The sequence below is a fragment of the Paenibacillus sp. sg306046 genome, assembly GCF_059821225.1.
In genome coordinates this window covers 153,894-170,606 of record NZ_JCAMRT010000001.1, presented here as the reverse complement: position 1 = coordinate 170,606, position 16,713 = coordinate 153,894, and the positions used below count along the sequence as shown (strand labels likewise).

General features: G+C 55.9%; 17 protein-coding genes. 9 read left to right on the top strand and 8 right to left on the bottom strand.

Annotated elements, in window-relative coordinates:
- Nucleotides 1-2 precede the first annotated feature (2 nt).
- Nucleotides 3-920, top strand: a complete 918-nt coding sequence (locus tag AC6ROY_RS00745; RefSeq protein ID WP_500098045.1) for a polyprenyl synthetase family protein — start codon at nt 3-5, stop codon at nt 918-920.
- Between the two features lie 115 nt (nt 921-1,035).
- Here the strand turns inward: AC6ROY_RS00745 and mtnA are convergent, their stop codons facing one another.
- The 3 genes from mtnA to AC6ROY_RS00730 form a co-directional block, all read right to left on the bottom strand.
- Nucleotides 1,036-2,133, bottom strand: coding sequence for an S-methyl-5-thioribose-1-phosphate isomerase (mtnA, locus tag AC6ROY_RS00740; protein WP_500098044.1), 1,098 nt, complete (start codon nt 2,131-2,133; stop codon nt 1,036-1,038).
- Between the two features lie 17 nt (nt 2,134-2,150).
- On the bottom strand, nt 2,151-3,356 hold the full coding sequence (gene mtnK / locus AC6ROY_RS00735; RefSeq protein WP_500098043.1) for an S-methyl-5-thioribose kinase: 1,206 nt from the start codon (nt 3,354-3,356) through the stop codon (nt 2,151-2,153).
- Between the two features lie 221 nt (nt 3,357-3,577).
- On the bottom strand, nt 3,578-3,754 hold the full coding sequence (locus AC6ROY_RS00730) for an asparagine synthase (RefSeq protein ID WP_500098042.1): 177 nt from the start codon (nt 3,752-3,754) through the stop codon (nt 3,578-3,580).
- A 197-nt stretch (nt 3,755-3,951) separates the two neighbouring features.
- On the opposite strand from AC6ROY_RS00730, the gene AC6ROY_RS00725 reads away from it, so the two are divergent.
- The 6 genes from AC6ROY_RS00725 to sufB all read left to right on the top strand — a co-directional run bounded on the left by AC6ROY_RS00725 (nt 3,952) and on the right by sufB (nt 9,974).
- On the top strand, nt 3,952-4,545 hold the full coding sequence (locus AC6ROY_RS00725; protein WP_500098041.1) for a DUF1802 family protein: 594 nt from the start codon (nt 3,952-3,954) through the stop codon (nt 4,543-4,545).
- A gap of 167 nt (nt 4,546-4,712) precedes the next feature.
- Nucleotides 4,713-5,546: a Fe-S cluster assembly ATPase SufC gene (sufC, locus tag AC6ROY_RS00720; protein ID WP_500098040.1), complete on the top strand. Its 834-nt coding sequence runs from the start codon at nt 4,713-4,715 to the stop codon at nt 5,544-5,546.
- 33 nt (nt 5,547-5,579) lie between these two features.
- Complete coding sequence (gene sufD, locus AC6ROY_RS00715; protein WP_500098039.1) at nt 5,580-6,890, top strand: Fe-S cluster assembly protein SufD; 1,311 nt, start codon at nt 5,580-5,582, stop codon at nt 6,888-6,890.
- Nucleotides 6,887-8,113 carry a cysteine desulfurase gene (locus tag AC6ROY_RS00710; protein WP_500098038.1) on the top strand — a complete coding sequence of 409 codons (1,227 nt, stop codon included), beginning with the start codon at nt 6,887-6,889 and terminating at the stop codon, nt 8,111-8,113. Before sufD ends, AC6ROY_RS00710 begins: the two co-directional genes overlap by 4 nt.
- Nucleotides 8,100-8,522, top strand: coding sequence for a Fe-S cluster assembly sulfur transfer protein SufU (gene sufU, locus AC6ROY_RS00705; protein ID WP_500098037.1), 423 nt, complete (start codon nt 8,100-8,102; stop codon nt 8,520-8,522). Before AC6ROY_RS00710 ends, sufU begins: the two co-directional genes overlap by 14 nt.
- Nucleotides 8,523-8,576: 54 nt before the next feature.
- Nucleotides 8,577-9,974, top strand: a complete 1,398-nt coding sequence (gene sufB, locus AC6ROY_RS00700) for a Fe-S cluster assembly protein SufB (RefSeq protein WP_500098036.1) — start codon at nt 8,577-8,579, stop codon at nt 9,972-9,974.
- A 268-nt stretch (nt 9,975-10,242) separates the two neighbouring features.
- On the opposite strand, the gene AC6ROY_RS00695 is transcribed toward sufB, so the two are convergent.
- Nucleotides 10,243-10,899: a glycosyltransferase gene (locus AC6ROY_RS00695; protein WP_500098035.1), complete on the bottom strand. Its 657-nt coding sequence runs from the start codon at nt 10,897-10,899 to the stop codon at nt 10,243-10,245.
- A gap of 165 nt (nt 10,900-11,064) precedes the next feature.
- Here AC6ROY_RS00695 and AC6ROY_RS00690 point away from each other — a divergent pair, with 165 nt between their 5' ends.
- Entirely contained in the window at nt 11,065-12,213 is a 1,149-nt protein-coding gene (locus tag AC6ROY_RS00690) for a C40 family peptidase (protein ID WP_500098034.1), read from the top strand.
- A gap of 185 nt (nt 12,214-12,398) precedes the next feature.
- Here the strand turns inward: AC6ROY_RS00690 and AC6ROY_RS00685 are convergent, their stop codons facing one another.
- The 4 genes from AC6ROY_RS00685 to moaD form a co-directional block, all read right to left on the bottom strand.
- On the bottom strand, nt 12,399-12,854 hold the full coding sequence (locus tag AC6ROY_RS00685; RefSeq protein WP_500098033.1) for an AraC family transcriptional regulator: 456 nt from the start codon (nt 12,852-12,854) through the stop codon (nt 12,399-12,401).
- Nucleotides 12,855-13,077: 223 nt separating this feature from the next.
- Complete coding sequence (locus tag AC6ROY_RS00680; protein WP_500098032.1) at nt 13,078-14,196, bottom strand: HD-GYP domain-containing protein; 1,119 nt, start codon at nt 14,194-14,196, stop codon at nt 13,078-13,080.
- 92 nt (nt 14,197-14,288) lie between these two features.
- Complete coding sequence (locus AC6ROY_RS00675) at nt 14,289-15,362, bottom strand: ThiF family adenylyltransferase (RefSeq protein ID WP_500098031.1); 1,074 nt, start codon at nt 15,360-15,362, stop codon at nt 14,289-14,291.
- Nucleotides 15,359-16,102 (bottom strand): molybdopterin converting factor subunit 1, encoded by a 744-nt coding sequence (gene moaD / locus AC6ROY_RS00670; protein ID WP_500098030.1) that lies wholly within the window; start codon nt 16,100-16,102, stop codon nt 15,359-15,361. Before moaD ends, AC6ROY_RS00675 begins: the two co-directional genes overlap by 4 nt.
- A gap of 140 nt (nt 16,103-16,242) precedes the next feature.
- Here moaD and AC6ROY_RS00665 point away from each other — a divergent pair, with 140 nt between their 5' ends.
- On the top strand, nt 16,243-16,710 hold the full coding sequence (locus tag AC6ROY_RS00665) for a hypothetical protein (protein ID WP_500098029.1): 468 nt from the start codon (nt 16,243-16,245) through the stop codon (nt 16,708-16,710).
- Nucleotides 16,711-16,713 lie beyond the last annotated feature (3 nt).

Below are 16,713 nucleotides of genomic sequence, written 5' to 3'. Positions count from 1 at the left end.
AGGTGACGCCAGAGATCAGACAGCATATGGAGCGGATGGTGGAGGACCTGATCGAAGTCGACGATCTCAAGCAACTGGTCAAGTCGTTCATCGCGGATAAGGCGGGAGAATACAGCTCGTGGTCCGGTGTCACGCTCAGCACGCATTATATGCTGGGCGGCACGTCGCCGCATATTGACCGGCTCGCTGCGGTATCCGAGCTGATCGCGCTTACGCTGGATATTATGGACGATCTGCAGGATCAGGATCATCTCAGCAAGCCGTGGATGCAATGCCCGCAAGCGGTCACGTTAAACGCGATGCTGCTGATGCTGATGGGAGCGGTCGGCGAGCTGGGGCAGCTCGGGGTTTCCCCGCAGGCGATGGCGGAGCTGAGCCGGATTGTGGCCAGATCGGTAAACGGGCAGCAGAAGGATGTAACCGCCAGTGTGGCGACGGTGGATGACTATTTGCAGATGACGCAGGAGAAGTCGGGTTCGTTATTCCGGCTCGCATGCTTTATCGGGTACTCGTCGCTGGAATGTCCGGCCGAGACGATCGAGCAGCTGCATCAGCTGGCGGATTGCACCGGACTTATTCATCAAATTCAGAACGATATGCGTGATATTATCCGCTATGATATTAAAAACGATCTCATTGGCAAAAAACGGACGCTGCCCGTGCTGTATTTGCTGGAGGTGGAGGACGAAGCGTTCCGGCCGATTCAGGACTACTATGCAGGTCGGCTGTCCGCCGACTGGCTGCTCGCGAACAAGCAGGAGCTGATCGGGATGCTGGAGCATTCCGGCTGCCTGGAATATGCGCAGGTTGTTCAGTCGGTGTGTCTCCAGAAGGCGGAGGAGCTGTTCGCGCAATTGCAGGGCGACGATGTACGGAAGGCCGAGCTGAGATCGTGGCTGATCGGCTCGTTTCTGGAATAAAACAAGCTTCTCCTTCGGACCGGCAGGTGCAGAAGGAGAAGCTTGTCTGGTTTGAAGCTGCCGCGATGAGCGGCGAGCCGGAAAAGGCATGGAAGCCAATGGCTTGGTTAAAGGGTCAGTCGAACAACTTTTTCAAATTATCGCTGTAAGGGGCGCGGATAACGCCCTTCTCGGTAATAATCGCTGTTACGTATTCGTTCGGCGTTACGTCGAAGGCCGGATTGTACACCTTGACGCCCGCAGGCGCTGTACGCTTGCCGAAGCCTTGCGTAATTTCGTCCTCATGGCGTTCCTCAATCGGAATATCGCCGCCTGTCGGCGTATGCAGATCAATCGTGGACATCGGACATGCGACGTAGAAAGGGATGCCGTGGGCCTTGGCCAGCACGGCAACGCTGTACGTGCCGATTTTGTTGGCGACGTCGCCGTTGGCGGCTACGCGGTCCGTGCCGACGATGACGGCCTGAATCCAGCCCTTGGCCATCACAACGCCCGCCATATTGTCGCAGATCAGCGTCACATCAACGCCTGCCTGCTGCAGCTCAAACGCCGTCAGGCGCGCGCCCTGCAGCACAGGCCGGGTTTCGTCGGCGAATACCTTCAGCGTAATGCCCTTCTCCAGCGCCAAATACATCGGCGCAAGCGCCGTACCGTAGCGGGCCGTTGCCAGACCGCCCGCGTTGCAGTGCGTGAGGACGCCCATGCCGTCCTCGAACAGCTCCAGCGCATGCTCGCCGATCAGGCGGCATGTTTCCTCATCCTCGGCCTGGATGGCGATGGCCTCGTCCAGCAGCGCCCGTTTGGCCGCTTGCGGTCGGGCTGCGTCTGCGCCGTTCGCGTCTAGCAGCGCCGCCGCGCGCGCCCGCATCCGGTCGAGCGCCCAGAACAGGTTGACCGCCGTCGGACGGCTGGTCGCGAGGTAATCGCACTGGCGGCTCACGTCCGCCAGCAGGGCATCCCGTCCGCCTTCCGTCCCGCGGACGCCAAGGTATACGCCGAACGCCGCGGCAATGCCGATCGCAGGAGCTCCGCGTACAGCGAGCTGTTTGATCGCGTCCCAAACTTGCTCAGCCGTCGTTAGCTCCAAATAAATGATGTTATCCGGCAGCAGCCGTTGATCCAGCAGCTCCAGACGGTCCTCCAGCGAATTCCAGCGGACCGATTGCAGCCAAGCGGCTGCCTGCGTTGTTTCAGGGGTAGTCATGTTGGTCATCTCCTTGCAAATTCGGCTTAAGAAACGGCTTTCTCTGCGATGTCAATCAAATCCTCAATCGAAGTCGCCGAGCGGTTCGCTTTGATCAGCGCGGTGCCGATGGACAGGGCGATGCGCTGGGCGCGTTCCCGAGCCGCCTCATCCTGCAGCTGGTTAATGTCGGCAACCTGCGCCAGCCCATGGACGCGGCGCACCATTTTGCTGCCGGTAAAGCCGACGGTGTCGCGCAGCACGTCCAGCAGGTAGTACTCGGCGTACCCCGGCGTGCGGAAGACGCGGTCTGCGCCATGCTCGTCCCACAGTGCGCGGAACTCGGCGGTAAAGCGCGTCCAGATATCGCGGATCGTTCCGATCAAATAAGCGCGGTAGTCGCGGCGGGAGGGCGAGTCCGCACTCCAGCCCTCCTGCGCGGCAAAGTTGAGCAGCAGATTCGCAAGCACGGCGCCGATATCAAAGCCCATCGGGCCATAGTAAGCGAATTCCGGGTCGATCACCTTGGTCGAATCCGGCTTGATAAAGATGCTGCCGGTATGCAGGTCGCCATGCAGCAGCGCCTGAGCGCGCGTGAGGAACTTGTCGCGTAAAATCGCGACCTCCAGGTGCAGCTCGGCATCGCGCCAAACCGCCTCTACCGCGTCGCGGATCGCGGGCGGCACATTGTTGTTCGGCGAATCGGTATAAGGATCGTCGAAAATCAGATCCTCGGTAATTTTGCACAGCTCCGGGTTGATGAAGCGTTTGACGCGCTCCTTTTTGTCCTGCTGGTTCATGCCGAGATCGGAGGTAAAAAACAAGGTCCGCGCCAGGAAGGTGGCGATATGTCCGGCGAACAGCGGATATTGCTGGCGCTCGATCAGCCCTTTGCGCATAATGACGTGATCGCTGAGATCCTGCATCACCGTCAGCGCGAGCTCAGGCTCATAGACATGCACATGGGGCACAAGCTCAGGGCACAGCGCCTCCTGAATGAGCAGCGCTTCGCTTTCGATCCGCGCGCGGTCGAGCGTGAGCGGCCATGATTCGCCGACGACCTTGGCATACGGGAGCGCCTGCTTGAGAATAATGCTTGCACCTGAAGCAGGATCGGAAATATGAAACACGAGATTGAGGTTGCCGTCGCCGATTTCACGGCTGACCAGCTCGCAGCCTGGCGCGAACAGCTCGGGAATTTGGCGGGCGTACTCAATCGCCTGGGCTTCTGAGAATGGATGATATGTGGACACGGAATGAAGTCCTCCTTTTTCCATAGCTGAACAGGTTCATTCCTACTAGTATAAAGCAATTCGCCGCCCGTTGGAATAGCAGGGCTGACCGCTAAACCCGCGCAGCAGAAAAAGGAGGCCGTCGCCCCCTTTTCCACAGACCGTTCGCTCCGTCGAATGTCCGCCGCCTGCCTCCGGCATAGGCTTCGTTCGGCGCAAGCTTCGTTTGGCAGCCCGTACGGCTAGTCCCGGAACGGCGTCCTTCTGCGGTGCTCCACCAAGTCAATCGCGCCCAGCACGACATGGGCAAGCCCGAAGCCGACTACGGCTGCGGCCGCCATCGGATACTTGCCGCGCATCGCGGCTCCGGAGGCTGTTACGGCTGTGCCTAATACCGTTGGAATCAGACCTTCTCGCATCGCTTGAGTTCCTCCTTCGTTTGCGTCTGTTTGCGTGGTGCTGTCTTAGCATCGAGCTTTGCGATTGATTTTATGCCGCTTCGGAATTGCATTGTTTTGGCTAAAAATCTATAATTATTTGGATGGTTGAAATCCCGTGCGGGCGGCAATCCGGACGCGAGACCCGCTATACGGGATTGCAGAGGAGGGAAGCACGGTTGGACAACAGGGAAGCAGCGGTTGAAGAAGCGATAACGCTCAAGGAATGGGCGATAGCCGTGGAAGCGCTTGGAAGCGGTGAACAGATTCTGATCATGCGCAAGGGCGGAATCCGCGAGGAAACGAAGGATTTTCGCGTCGAAAGCGACAGCTTTTATTTGTATCCGACCTATGAGCATCAGCGCAAGGAGCTGGTCGATCCGCCTTATGCGGCGCGGTTGGAGGAGCTGGCGGCAGGCTGGAGCCCGGAGCAGACGGATATCGCAATCGAGTTTTACGCGGAGCTGGCTGAGGACGTGCTGATTGAGTCGCAGGAGGAGCTGGACAAGCTGCAGCGGCTGCACATCTGGACTGAGCAATTTGCCGGAGAGCGGCTGAAATGGAAGCGGACGAAGCCGCTGCATGTGATGCTGCTGCGCGTGTACAGGCTGCAGCAGCCGATATCGGTACCGATCGAGCCGGTCTACAACGGCTGTAAATCGTGGATCGGCTTGCCGGCCGGGCTGCTGGATCGCGTCGAACGGACGCCGGTGCTGTCGGAAGCGCAATTCCGTGCGAAACGGGACGAGGTAAAATCGGCGTTAAACCGATGATTAAGAAGAAAAAGCGCCAAAAATAGCGCAGGCAGGTATTTATTCATTCCAAATGGTAAGATATAATAGTATATTATGATTGAGAATCATTGAGAATCAGTTTAGAATGATTCTTATGAGAAAACAATTCCAAAACAAAAATACAGGGAAGCACGGAGGCAAACAAAATGGCTAATTCTCCTCATTTTCAAATAGAGGGCTTGAAAGCGACGATTGAAGGCAAGGAAATTTTGAAGGGCTTGAGCCTGGAAATCAAGGGCGGCGAAGTCCACGCGATTATGGGACCGAACGGTACGGGGAAAAGTACGCTTGCGTCCACGCTGATGGGCCACCCGAAATATGAAGTGACAGACGGCTCGGTCTCGCTGGACGGCGAAGACGTGCTGGAAATGGCGACGGATGAGCGCGCGCGCGCAGGTCTGTTCCTGGCGATGCAATACCCCAGTGAAATTACAGGCGTGACCAACGCCGACTTCTTGCGCAGTGCGATTAATGCGCGCCGCGAAGAGGGCAGCGAAATTTCGCTGATCAAGTTCATCCGTCTGATGGAGGGCAAAATGAAGGAGCTGGAGATGAACCCCGAGTTCATGCACCGCTACCTGAATGAGGGCTTCTCCGGCGGCGAGAAGAAGCGGAATGAAATTTTGCAAATGCTGATGCTTGACCCGCGGATCGTCATCCTCGATGAGATTGACTCGGGCCTTGATATCGACGCGCTGCGGATCGTAGCTAACGGCGTGAACGCGATGCGCTCCGAGGACCGCGGCTTCCTGATCATTACTCACTACCAGCGCCTGCTGAACTACATCACGCCTGATTTTGTTCACGTGATGATGCAAGGCCGCATCGTGAAATCCGGCGGTCCTGAGCTGGCGCAGCGTCTGGAAAACGAAGGCTACGACTGGGTGAAGGAAGAGCTTGGCATTACGGATGAAACCGTTGGCGGCAGCGAGGAAGAGGAATTCAAGATTCCGATGAACACGACCGCTCCGAAATATTAATCAGCTACCCGGGAGGGACAGGAGGAAACACGAATGAGTACACAAACTCTTCCGATCGACCGCGTGAGCTTGGTGGAGCAGTCCAAAGCACGGAAAGAACCTGAATGGATCACCACTTTGCGTGAACAGGCGCTTGAGCTCGCGGAAACACTCGATTGGCCCGTATTGGAGAAAACAAGAATTGACCGCTGGAATTTGACTTCCTTCGGTTCCTATAAAGCTGCAGCCAAGCTCAGCTCGCTCGAAGCGCTGCCGGAATCGGCCAAAACGCTGCTGACCGGCGGCGGCGAAGGCAGCCCGGATAACGTGCTGGTCCAGCAAAACTCCGGTGTTGTCTACAGCAGTTTGTCGGCGGAGCTGGCGCAGCAGGGCGTCATTTTTTGCAGTCTGGAGGACGCGCTGGTCCAGCACGAAGCTCTGGTGCGCTCTTACTTCCAAACCGTTATCAAACCCGATGAGCATCGCCTGACGGCGCTGCATGCGGCGCTCTGGAGCGGTGGCGTGTTTCTGTACGTCCCTAAGAACGTGCAGGTCGAAGTGCCGGTGCAGGCGCTGTTCCTGACGGACGATGCCGAAGCGAGCTTCTCGCCGCATGTACTGATCGTAGCCGAGCAGCATGCTTCCGTTACGTATGTCGATAACTATGTGTCGGAAGGCAGCCTGAACGGCCTGGTTCAAAACGGCGCTGTCGAGGTGATTGTGAAGCCGGGGGCGAAAGTGACGTTTGCGTCGGTTCATAATTTGAACGACAGCGTCGCTGACCTGACATACCGCCGCGCCATCGTTGAAAATGACGGCGCCGTGGAATGGATCGTCGGCGAGATGCATTACGGCAACGCCGTGTCGGACACGACGTCGATCCTCAAGGGCAACGGCTCGACGTCGGATGCGAAGGTCATCTGCGTCGGTACGGGCGAGCAGAAGCTGAACATCTCGACTCGCGCCGTTCATTTCGGCAAAAGCTCGGATAGCCAGATGATTACGCGCGCGGTTATGCGTGATGCGGCAACGGCGATCATCAACGGCATCACGAAGATCGAGCATGGCGCGACGAAAGCAAACGGCGAGCAGACGGAAAAGGTGCTTATGCTGAGCCCGAAATCGCGCGGCGACGCCAACCCGATCCTGCTGATCGACGAAGACGACGTAACCGCCGGACACGCAGCGAGTGTAGGCCAGGTGAATCCGGAGCAGGTGTACTACCTGATGAGCCGCGGGATCAGCAAGGCGGAAGCCGAGCGTCTGATCATCTACGGCTTCCTCGATCCGGTCGTGGCGGAAATTCCGCTTGAGCTTGTTCGCGCGCAATTGCAGCATCTCGTCGAAAGGAAGTTGGGACAATGAATACGGCCGATATCCGCAGTCAGTTCCCCATTCTGAAGCAAGAGATCAACGGGCATCCGCTTGTGTATCTGGATTCGGCGGCGACGTCGCAAAAGCCTCTCTCTGTCATCGAGGCGGTAACCCGGTATTACAAGCTGGATAATTCGAACGTCCATCGCGGCGTTCACACCCTGGGCTCCCGTGCGACCGACGCTTACGAGGGCGCGCGCGAGAAGGTTCGCCAGTTTCTGAATGCCCGCTCGACGGAGGAGATCATCTTCACGCGGGGAACGACGACGGGTATCAATCTGGTCGCGTCCAGCTACGCAAGGTCGATCTGCGGGCCTGGCGACGAGATCGTGCTCACCCCGATGGAGCATCACAGCAATCTCATTCCATGGCAGCAGGTCGCGAAAGCGACCGGCGCCGTGCTGAAATATATGCCTTTGCAGCCGGACGGCACGATTAAGCTGGCCGATGTGGAGGGTACCATTACCGAGCGCACGAAAATGGTCGCGATCACGTATGCGTCCAATGTGCTTGGGACCGTGAATCCGGTCAAGGAAATCGGGGCAATCGCCCACAAGCATGGCGCAAAAATTCTCGTGGATGGCGCGCAAAGCACCCCGCACAAAAAAATTGACGTGCAGGACCTGGATTGCGATTTCTATGCTTTCTCCGGCCACAAGATGTGCGCTCCAACCGGAATCGGCGCGTTGTACGGCAAGAAGGAGCTGCTGCTTGGCATGGAGCCGATTGAATTCGGCGGCGAAATGATCGACCATGTGGGCTTGTACGACTCGACGTGGAAGGATCTCCCTTGGCGGTTCGAGGGCGGCACGCCGATCATTGCGGGCGCTGTGGGCCTCGGGGCGGCGATTGATTTCCTGCAAAGCATCGGGCTGGACGCCATTGAGCAGCATGAGAAGCAGCTGACGGCTTACGCGTTGGAGCGTATGCTGGAGGTTGAAGGATTGACCGTCTACGGTCCGCAGACGAACCGGGTTGGTCTGGTGACGTTTAACCTCGACGACGTGCATCCGCATGATGTCGCAACGGTGCTAGATGCAGAAGGCGTGGCGGTTCGCGCCGGGCATCATTGCTGCCAGCCGCTGATGCGCTGGCTGAATGTAACGGCAACGGCACGCGCCAGCTTTTATCTGTATAACAATGAAGATGACGTTGACCGGTTAATTGCTGCGCTGATCAAAACAAAGGAGTACTTCGGTCATGCAATTGGATGATTTATACCGCAGAGTCATTATGGATCATTATAAAAATCCGCGCAACCGCGGCAGCTTCGAAGGGGAGACGGTCAGCATAGACCTGAACAACCCGACGTGCGGCGACAAAATCCAGCTGCAGATGCAGGTGGAGGACGGCAAAGTGCTGGCGGCCAAGTTTAACGGAGAGGGCTGCTCGATCTCCCTCTCCTCCGCCTCCATGATGACGGACGCGGTCAAAGGCAAGACGCTCGACGAGGCTCTGCAGATGGCGGAATCCTTTTCCTCGCTGATGAAGGGGGAGCCTGTCGAGTTTGAATATGAAGATATCGAAGCATTGTCCGGCGTCAACAAGTTCCCGGCGCGGATCAAGTGTGCAACGCTTGCCTGGAACGCGCTCCGCAAGGGCATTGATCAGGTGAAGCAATAACGGGTAAAGTAACCTGCAGGAAGCAAGCTAGATTGACAAGGAGGTACGGAAGCTATGGCTAAAAAAATGCCGGAGATGGAAGAGTACAAGTATGGTTTTCGCGACGAGCATAAGAACATCTTTCAGAGCGGAAAAGGGCTGACGCGTGAAATCGTAACCGAGATTTCGCGGATGAAGGGCGAGCCGGACTGGATGCTGGAGTTCCGTTTGAAGTCGCTGGAGCAATTCCTCAAGATGCCGATGCCGAATTGGGGCGGCAACATGGACGATCTGGATTTCGACGATATCCAGTACTATGTGAAGCCTTCCGAGAAGCAAGGCAAGACGTGGGAAGAGGTTCCGACGGAAATCAAGGAAACGTTCGACAAGCTGGGCATTCCGGAAGCTGAGCAAAAGTTTCTGGCCGGCGTATCGGCGCAATATGAGTCCGAGGTTGTTTACCACAGCATGCAGAAGGATCTGGAAGATCAAGGCGTGTTGTTTATGGATACGGACACTGCGCTCAAGGAGCATCCGGAAATTTTCCGCAAGTTTTTCGGAACTATCATTCCGCCAAGCGACAACAAGTTTGCTGCGTTGAACAGCGCGGTATGGTCCGGCGGCAGCTTTATCTACGTGCCGAAAGGCGTGAAGGTTGAAATCCCGCTGCAGGCTTATTTCCGGATCAACTCGGAAAATATGGGACAATTCGAGCGTACGCTCATCATTGCCGACGAAGGCAGCTTCGTTCACTACGTGGAAGGCTGCACAGCGCCGGTATACAGCACGAACTCGCTGCATAGCGCCGTCGTTGAAATCATCTGTCTGAAGGACTCCCGTGTGCGTTACACGACGATCCAGAACTGGGCGCCAAACATCTACAACCTCGTTACCAAACGCGCGGTTGCGGAAGAAAACGCGACGATGGAATGGGTGGACGGCAACATCGGCTCCAAGCTGACGATGAAGTACCCGGCGGTTGTGCTCAAAGGCCGCGGCGCGAAGGGCATGGTCTTGTCCATCGCCGTTGCAGGCAAAGGCCAGCATCAGGATGCGGGCGCAAAAATGACGCATTTGGCGCCGGACACCACTTCGACGATCGTCTCCAAGTCGATCAGCAAGCACGGCGGCAAGGTCACCTACCGCGGACTTGCGTCGTTCGGCCGCAACTCGCAAGGGTCCAAGGCGAATATCAAATGCGATACGCTGATCATGGATAACCAATCCACATCCGACACGATCCCGTATAACGAGATCATGAACGATAACATCACGCTGGAGCATGAAGCGACCGTTTCCAAAGTGTCCGAGGATCAGCTTTTCTACCTGATGAGCCGCGGTCTGACTGAAGCGGAAGCGACACAAATGATCGTTATGGGCTTTATCGAGCCATTTACGAAGGAGCTGCCGATGGAATATGCGGTAGAGATGAACCGTCTCATTAAATTCGAGATGGAAGGCAGTATCGGATAGCCTAGAAGGATCAAGGCGCCCGGGCTTCGAAGTTGTGGCTTGCCCACCATTTGCCCACACATGTTCAATCAAAGCTTTTATTTGCGATAGAAGCTGTTCAAGAAGATGAGTCCCAAGCCCTGAGCAATCAGGGCTTTTCTGCATGCCTTTACTCGATGACTTCGATCGTACCGGTTCCCTGGCACCCATTAATTCCTCATTCGGTTGAAGGGCTGCCATCAGCAAAAAAATCCTCCCAAAGAGGAGGATCGCAGCTAAAAAGGGTGTCCTATTTAAATTTATCCGGAAATTGCTTGGTGATCCCGGCGCTCAGCGTGTCGGCAAGCTTGATAATATGGGTTTCTCCTTGATCGAAGGCCAAAATATCAGCTTTCCAATCTTTTTTAATGCGGGCTGTGACCTGATTCGTCAGCAACTGCAGATGCATGTAAAGTAAATCCTGCAGCTCCTTTTGTGTCCAATTCGGATTAGCCGCGCTCAGAAATTTCGCAAGTTCATCGGCGTTGCGGTACCATTCCTTGTTGCTCGCTTGCAGCTTGGCCTGATCTCCTTTTTGGGCCGCCTCGACGACTTGACCTGCCAGCTTAATGTGCTCCTTCAGCAAGTCAGCAAGCTTATTGCCTGCTGCTTCCCCGTAATAAGGCTTGACGGCATTCCCGATGTCCTGCTGATTGGCAAGCAGGCGCGTTAAAACATCTTGTTTGTCCGCCAAGCCGGCCAATGCGCTTGTGATGTAGCTTCTCGTCCAGATCGTATGATCAATCCACAGCTTTCTCAGCTCGCTCTGAAGCTGTACCGACGCTTGGCTCAGACACGAAGCCGATGCTTTTTCGGTCTGCACGGCTGCGTGTGCGCTTGCCGGGACGGCGCTGAATAGGAGCGACATCGCTACGAGCATGGAAATCGTCGTTTTTTTGCTGAACATGGATTCCGTATCCTCCTATCGGCGTAAGTGGGGTGAATGCGAACAGTTTAGGTTGAGCCATTTGATCAGATTTATACAAAGGACTGCAAAAATTCCCAACCTGTCTGGTGCATAGCCGGTTTCCTCCTGTCTCATGCTATACCTAGCATTTGATGAGGCACATCTATGGACACAGACAAGGAGTCGGTTATGATGACACGCGACAGCAAGCGGCTGGCAGGCGCGATACTCGCCTTAAGTGTATGTTTCGCTTCGGGCTGCGGTCAATTTTCGAAGGAGCAAAGACAGGCCAACCAGCAGGAAATTCCGAATCGGGAGCTGCAGGGAGCAGACCGTCAGCTTAGCGAGCAATGGAATGGGAAAGCAACACCTGTCGGCGACGGCGGAATGGTCCGGATGCAAGGACAGTCGGAGCAAGCGGTCATTCCGATCCAGACGGTCAAAGGAGTCGATTATGTAGTAGGCTCGGAATTTGCTACTATTGTTGGCTTCCGCTACAAATGGGATGAGCAGGCCGGGATGTTCAGCTTCGGAGACAATGATGCGGCCTTCGAATTGGAGCCGGGGAAGCTGCGGGCCCGTCGTGAGGAGCAGCCGGTCGAGCTGGCGGAGGCGCCGCTGCTGCATAATTCACAGCTGCTGATTCCTGTTTCGGCGTTTGCTTTTCTGCTGGGGGATGAAATCAGCTTCCAGGTACAAAACAAACAAATGATTGTCAACGCCACGGGACTCAATGTCGGTGGCACGATTGATGGGCCGGATGAACAAAATACCGGCAGCGAGCTGGATTTTGGCGATGATCCGAATGACCCTTATCGGGATCAGGTTGAGGAGAAGACGACCCCGACGCTGGGACAAACTGAATTGCAGGATGACGCATGGTCGAACCTGGAAGCTGTGCCTGCTTTAAAAAACATTGATTTGAACGGGCTGATCCGCCAAGCAAAGCGATATTTGGGTGTAAGATATGATTTTGGCGCTGCACCTTATTCGCGCTCCGGGAGATTTGATTGCTCTACGTATACCCAATATTTGTTTAAAAAATACGGTATTGATTTGCCGCGCACAGCCCGCGCTCAGGCTGCTCACGGTACTTCAGTAAGCCGGACTTCCTTGCGCAAAGGGGATTTGATGTTTTTTTATGTGCCCGGTCGATTTAAAAGCAACAGGGTGGTTGGACATGTAGGGATTTATATGGGCGGCCAGCAAATGATTCACGCTTCGCCGGAGCCTAAGGATGGCGTACAAATTACAAGCATCAACAAAGCTTACTGGAAGCACACCTTCCTGAAGGCGAAGCGGATTGCGGAATAGACCGAACCTTTAGTAGCGAAGCCCGAAACAGGCAATGCTGCCACTGAAACAGTTAGAATGGAAAAAGTTAAGATGGAAACCACTAAAAATGCCGTGTCCGGAGGACAGCGGCATTTTTAGTGGTGCCCGCGATGCTTTGCAGATAACCACATGGAGAGGATCACCTTGAGCGGCTTCGTGATTACTTACAAGCGCTTTACCGGTACGCACAGCTCGCATAAATCTTGCTGAAGCATAGTGCTTGTATACTTCTCCACAATCGGCCGGTTATCGACTTCATATCCCTCGTTATGCAGCCTGGGGAAGATGTCGATCCATGCTTGCTGAATATGCTCTGCTGTATGCTTGATTTGGAAAACGGCATACAAGCCGCCAGCGAGTTCGCCTCCGTGAATCGGATCGTCAAGGGAGACGTCACGCGAAAGGACAAGGCAAGCGTCAAATCTGCAGGTGTCCGGGAGTGTCGTTTGCGGATTATCATGTGAAATGCCGAATAACAGGGATGAGTCCATAAGCAGATTGTTGCGCTTGGCCCATTTTTTCAAGGTGTCCATGGCTTGCACATTGGCAGGACCATAGGGACCCACTTGCCGCACGTAAGCAATCCGGTAAGCGGGAAAGGTTTGGATGGTCATGTTCATGGTTTGTATTCCTTTCTTTGCGGGTAGTGGTTACATCCCGAATGCTAACATGAACTAAAATAAATTTCCATTTTTTATTTAAAAAATACAAATTTTCTTGTTTGTTGAACAAACATGTTGATGCAAGCAAAAGCGGCAGCCCCGAACGTTGATTGCCGTCCGTAGGCTGCCGCTTTCGCTTGCATGAATAGGTAAGTCAAGCTTCGAGAATGAATGAAAGGGCTTACACGAATATATGCTCAACCCCCAAATCCTGACGCTGCGACAGGTCGATAAACTGGCCGTCGAAGTTGACCAGCGGCCGGAAAAAATCGGTCGGATGTGTCATCACAATTTGTCCGACCTCACCGCTGCTTAGCTGCAGCTGCTTGCCGATAAAGTTAGGCACCATCCGTTGAATAAACGTATGGGTGATGCGGGGCTCCAGCTCGCCGAAGCTGCACCGGTACAGCTCGCGCAGCACCGAAAGCAGGTCGCGTTTTTTCTGGTAAACGCGGGTGGAAATCATAGCGCTGTACATGTCAGCGACCGCGACGATTTTGGCCAGCGGATGAATATCCGCTTCCTTCAGCTTCAGCGGGTAACCGCTTCCATCCAGCCGTTCATGATGCTGCAGCGCCGCCAGACAAAGCGCTTCGGGTAAACGGGACTGCTTCAGCATCTCGTATCCGTAGACGGTGTGCTGCTTGATTTGCTCGTATTCCTCATCGGTCAGCCGACCCGGCTTGGTCAAAATACGCGGATCGACCTTGCTTTTGCCGATGTCGTGCAAATAACCGGCTTTGCCTGCGAGCAGCGCCTCGTTTTCGCTTTGGCCGAGCCATTTGGCGATATAGTAGGAAATCATGCCGACCTGCACGCTGTGCTGGTACGTATAGTCGTCCTTATTATTCAGCATAAGCAGTAGCGTTACTACGTCTTTCTCCTGATGAACCTGCTCGACAAGCGGGTTGAAGCCTTCATTGATTTCAACCGGTGAAATGTAGCCTTCGATCGCGGCCTGCTCAAAGACATGCTTGATCCCCGATACGGCCCCCGCGTAAGCGTTCAGCTTTTCCTGGTACGGCTCCTGCACGAGCGCCAAAGCGGTGGAGACGGGAGCCGCAGGCTGCTCACCGAACGCGAACGCCCCGGGGTACGGTGCGGACCCAGCTTCGACCGGTGAAAGAGAGAACGGCTCAGCAAGCCTCACATCAACCTCTTCCACCCGGTGAAGCGCTAATTTGAAAATATCATCCTTCGTCAAAACGGTAGCGGCTGACAAGACGAGCAATCCGGTGGAGTTAAAAATATCGGAGCCTACACGATCCCCGATTTTAACAAGGTTAATCGGCATCCGCATAAGGAATCACCTCGGCGTTTTACTGTATATTTTTACAAAATATTGTAGTAATCGCAAGTGAAAGTAGGTCCTTTCTTTATGACAAGTAACCTTTAGGTGCCGATATACCGGCTGTACAAGCTTTTCGCCATTACCGGATCGTCGGTGCCCTGGACAAGCAGTCGGCCGTCGGGAAACAACACCAGCGTCAACCCGCCCTCCACATGCAGCTTGAGCAAAAACGGATTGCGCTCGATTCGGCCGACAGGCGCCAGCTTGCTTTCCCATTCCTGCAAATCAAGCTTGAGCGGACGGCTCGGCTGAATTTGTACCGAGTTGCGGCCGCATAGCGACTGGAAGGTGTCCTCGTCGGCGTAAGCCTCCAGATAGTCGAAGCTGCGCTGTCCGCAGCACGGGCAGTCTGCTTTGCGCGCCTGGCTGACATCAATCCCGGCATATTGGTTGTACCAGACATCCCAGTGGATCATTTTACGGCTCAGCGCCTGGCGGTCGCGAACGAGCAGCTTGAGCCCTTCGACTGCCTGATGCGAAGCAACGGTGTGAATCAGCGAGCCGATGACGCCGGCCGTGTCGCACGTTTCCGTCGTCCCTTGAGCGGGCGGCTGACCGAACAGGCAGCGCAGACAAGGCGTTTCCCCCGGCAAAATGGTTAACGATACGCCGCGCGAGCTGACGGCGCCGCCATAAATCCACGGGATGCCGTGCTTTACGCTGACGTCATTGATCAGAAACCGGACAGCGAAGTTATCGGTTCCGTCCAAAATCAGCTCGACGTCCGTCAGCAGCTCCTCGGCGTTTGTCCGGTTCAGGTCGGCGACAATCGGCTCGATGACGACGCCGGAATTTGCCGCGCGCAGTCTGGCGGCTCCGGCTTCCGCTTTCGGCGACGAGGCAGCCGCATCGGCTTCATCGTACAGCATTTGCCGCTGCAAATTGCTCCGCTCGACAAAGTCACGGTCAATGATCCGGACAAACCCGACGCCCGCGCGGACCATATGATTGGCCAGCACGGTGCCGAGCGCCCCCATGCCGACGATCGCTATGCGGGCTTGCAGCAGCTTGGCTTGACCTTGTTCGCCGATCGGCGCAAACAGCATTTGCCGGGAGTAGCGTTCCCGGTCGAGCTCCGGCAGCGGCGGCAGCAGGTCGTTCGGATGCCGGCTCATGAGCGCGCCTCTCCTTTGCCGGAGGAGGCGGCCAAGGCTGGAACAGCGAGCGGATTCCACGGTCCCTGCTGATGCCCCTTCCATTCGGAGCCGTCAGCCCAGCGTTCCTTTTTCCAGATGGGGACAATCTGCTTGAGCCGTTCAATCGCGTAGCGGTTCGCTTCATACACCGCATCGCGGTGCGGGGCGGAGACGGCGATCACCACGCTGATCTCCCCTACCGCGACCGTTCCGAGACGGTGGGTAATCGCACAGCGGGAGCCGGGCCATCGCTCGGCAATTTCCTCTACGATTTGCTCCAGCGTACGCAGCGCCATCGGTTCATAGGCTTCGTATTCCAGCAGCGTCGTTTGCTGATTGCCCGTCCATTCGCGGGTCGTGCCGATAAACGTCAGCGCAGCGCCGTGATTCGGATGCAGCACCTTGGCCGAAATTTCGTCAGGCACAAGCGGCTGAAAGGTCAACTCGACAGCGGGCGGCTCGCCTCCGGATACAGGAGGAATAAGTGCAATCTCATCTTTTTCCCGGATCGGCGTATGGTCGTCCGCATACTGCTGGTTCACTGCCATATGGATGTTCGCCAGCGCTTTGGCCGCCTCGGGATATTGGCTGCTTAAACAGGCCTTCAGCTCGGCGGCAGTCAGCGCGCCCTGCTCCGGCTTCCGGTCTATGTCGAGCTGCAGGAGCCGGGTACCCCACAGCTCGGCCAGTCCGGCAAACAACAGGATGTTCAGCTTCATGATGTTCAACTCCGTAGCTTCATCGAAATTTCCAGCAAGAGCTGGAAGCATATTGATTCATGTTCAGCATACCATATTCGCCGCTAAAAGTGATATAATGTCAGGTAAACCCATTTAGAGAAGCGGAGGTTTGTCGGCAGATGATTGAAGTGGTGGAGGACTTGAGAGGAAAGGCAACGTTTGCGTCAGCCGGCGAGCTGGCGGCAGTTGCTGGCGAGACGTTCCCGGCGTCCAGCCGGCTGGAAGGCGCAGAGGGGCTGGCTGTCGATTGGCAGCGCTGGTATACGGCCTGGAGCGCCGGGCAGGGAGGCGAAACAGCAGCAAATCCGACGCATCTGCAGGTGGTCGCGGCCGATGAGTTTCAGGCGACGATTCCTTGGGGCGAGCTGCGGGACGCGTTTATCGCGGTGAGCGGAGACGACGGACAGCCGCTGGTCAAAAGCCGCCCGATCCGTCTGTATGTGCCTTATGGCAGCAGCGAATGCTTGAACGTCAAAAGCGTCGTGTCCTTGCGGATCAAGCATGACGAGGCGCTCGGGGCCGAGGCGAGCTACGGCTTCCTGAACAGGATTGAGCCGGAGCAGCTGCGGCTGCCGCGCCGCACTTGAACG

What these genes read in the sequence shown, in the direction of transcription:
- AC6ROY_RS00690 (WP_500098034.1), top strand. Translation starts at nt 11,065, where the DNA reads ATGGACACAGACAAGGAGTCGGTTATGATGACACGCGACAGCAAGCGG.
- sufD (WP_500098039.1), top strand. Translation starts at nt 5,580, where the DNA reads ATGAGTACACAAACTCTTCCGATCGACCGCGTGAGCTTGGTGGAGCAG.
- AC6ROY_RS00685 (WP_500098033.1), bottom strand. Translation starts at nt 12,854, where the DNA reads ATGAACATGACCATCCAAACCTTTCCCGCTTACCGGATTGCTTACGTG.
- AC6ROY_RS00680 (WP_500098032.1), bottom strand. Translation starts at nt 14,196, where the DNA reads ATGCGGATGCCGATTAACCTTGTTAAAATCGGGGATCGTGTAGGCTCC.
- AC6ROY_RS00665 (WP_500098029.1), top strand. Translation starts at nt 16,243, where the DNA reads ATGATTGAAGTGGTGGAGGACTTGAGAGGAAAGGCAACGTTTGCGTCA.
- AC6ROY_RS00695 (WP_500098035.1), bottom strand. Translation starts at nt 10,899, where the DNA reads ATGTTCAGCAAAAAAACGACGATTTCCATGCTCGTAGCGATGTCGCTC.
- AC6ROY_RS00730 (WP_500098042.1), bottom strand. Translation starts at nt 3,754, where the DNA reads ATGCGAGAAGGTCTGATTCCAACGGTATTAGGCACAGCCGTAACAGCC.
- sufB (WP_500098036.1), top strand. Translation starts at nt 8,577, where the DNA reads ATGGCTAAAAAAATGCCGGAGATGGAAGAGTACAAGTATGGTTTTCGC.
- sufC (WP_500098040.1), top strand. Translation starts at nt 4,713, where the DNA reads ATGGCTAATTCTCCTCATTTTCAAATAGAGGGCTTGAAAGCGACGATT.
- mtnA (WP_500098044.1), bottom strand. Translation starts at nt 2,133, where the DNA reads ATGACCAACATGACTACCCCTGAAACAACGCAGGCAGCCGCTTGGCTG.
- moaD (WP_500098030.1), bottom strand. Translation starts at nt 16,102, where the DNA reads ATGAAGCTGAACATCCTGTTGTTTGCCGGACTGGCCGAGCTGTGGGGT.
- sufU (WP_500098037.1), top strand. Translation starts at nt 8,100, where the DNA reads ATGCAATTGGATGATTTATACCGCAGAGTCATTATGGATCATTATAAA.
- AC6ROY_RS00675 (WP_500098031.1), bottom strand. Translation starts at nt 15,362, where the DNA reads ATGAGCCGGCATCCGAACGACCTGCTGCCGCCGCTGCCGGAGCTCGAC.
- AC6ROY_RS00710 (WP_500098038.1), top strand. Translation starts at nt 6,887, where the DNA reads ATGAATACGGCCGATATCCGCAGTCAGTTCCCCATTCTGAAGCAAGAG.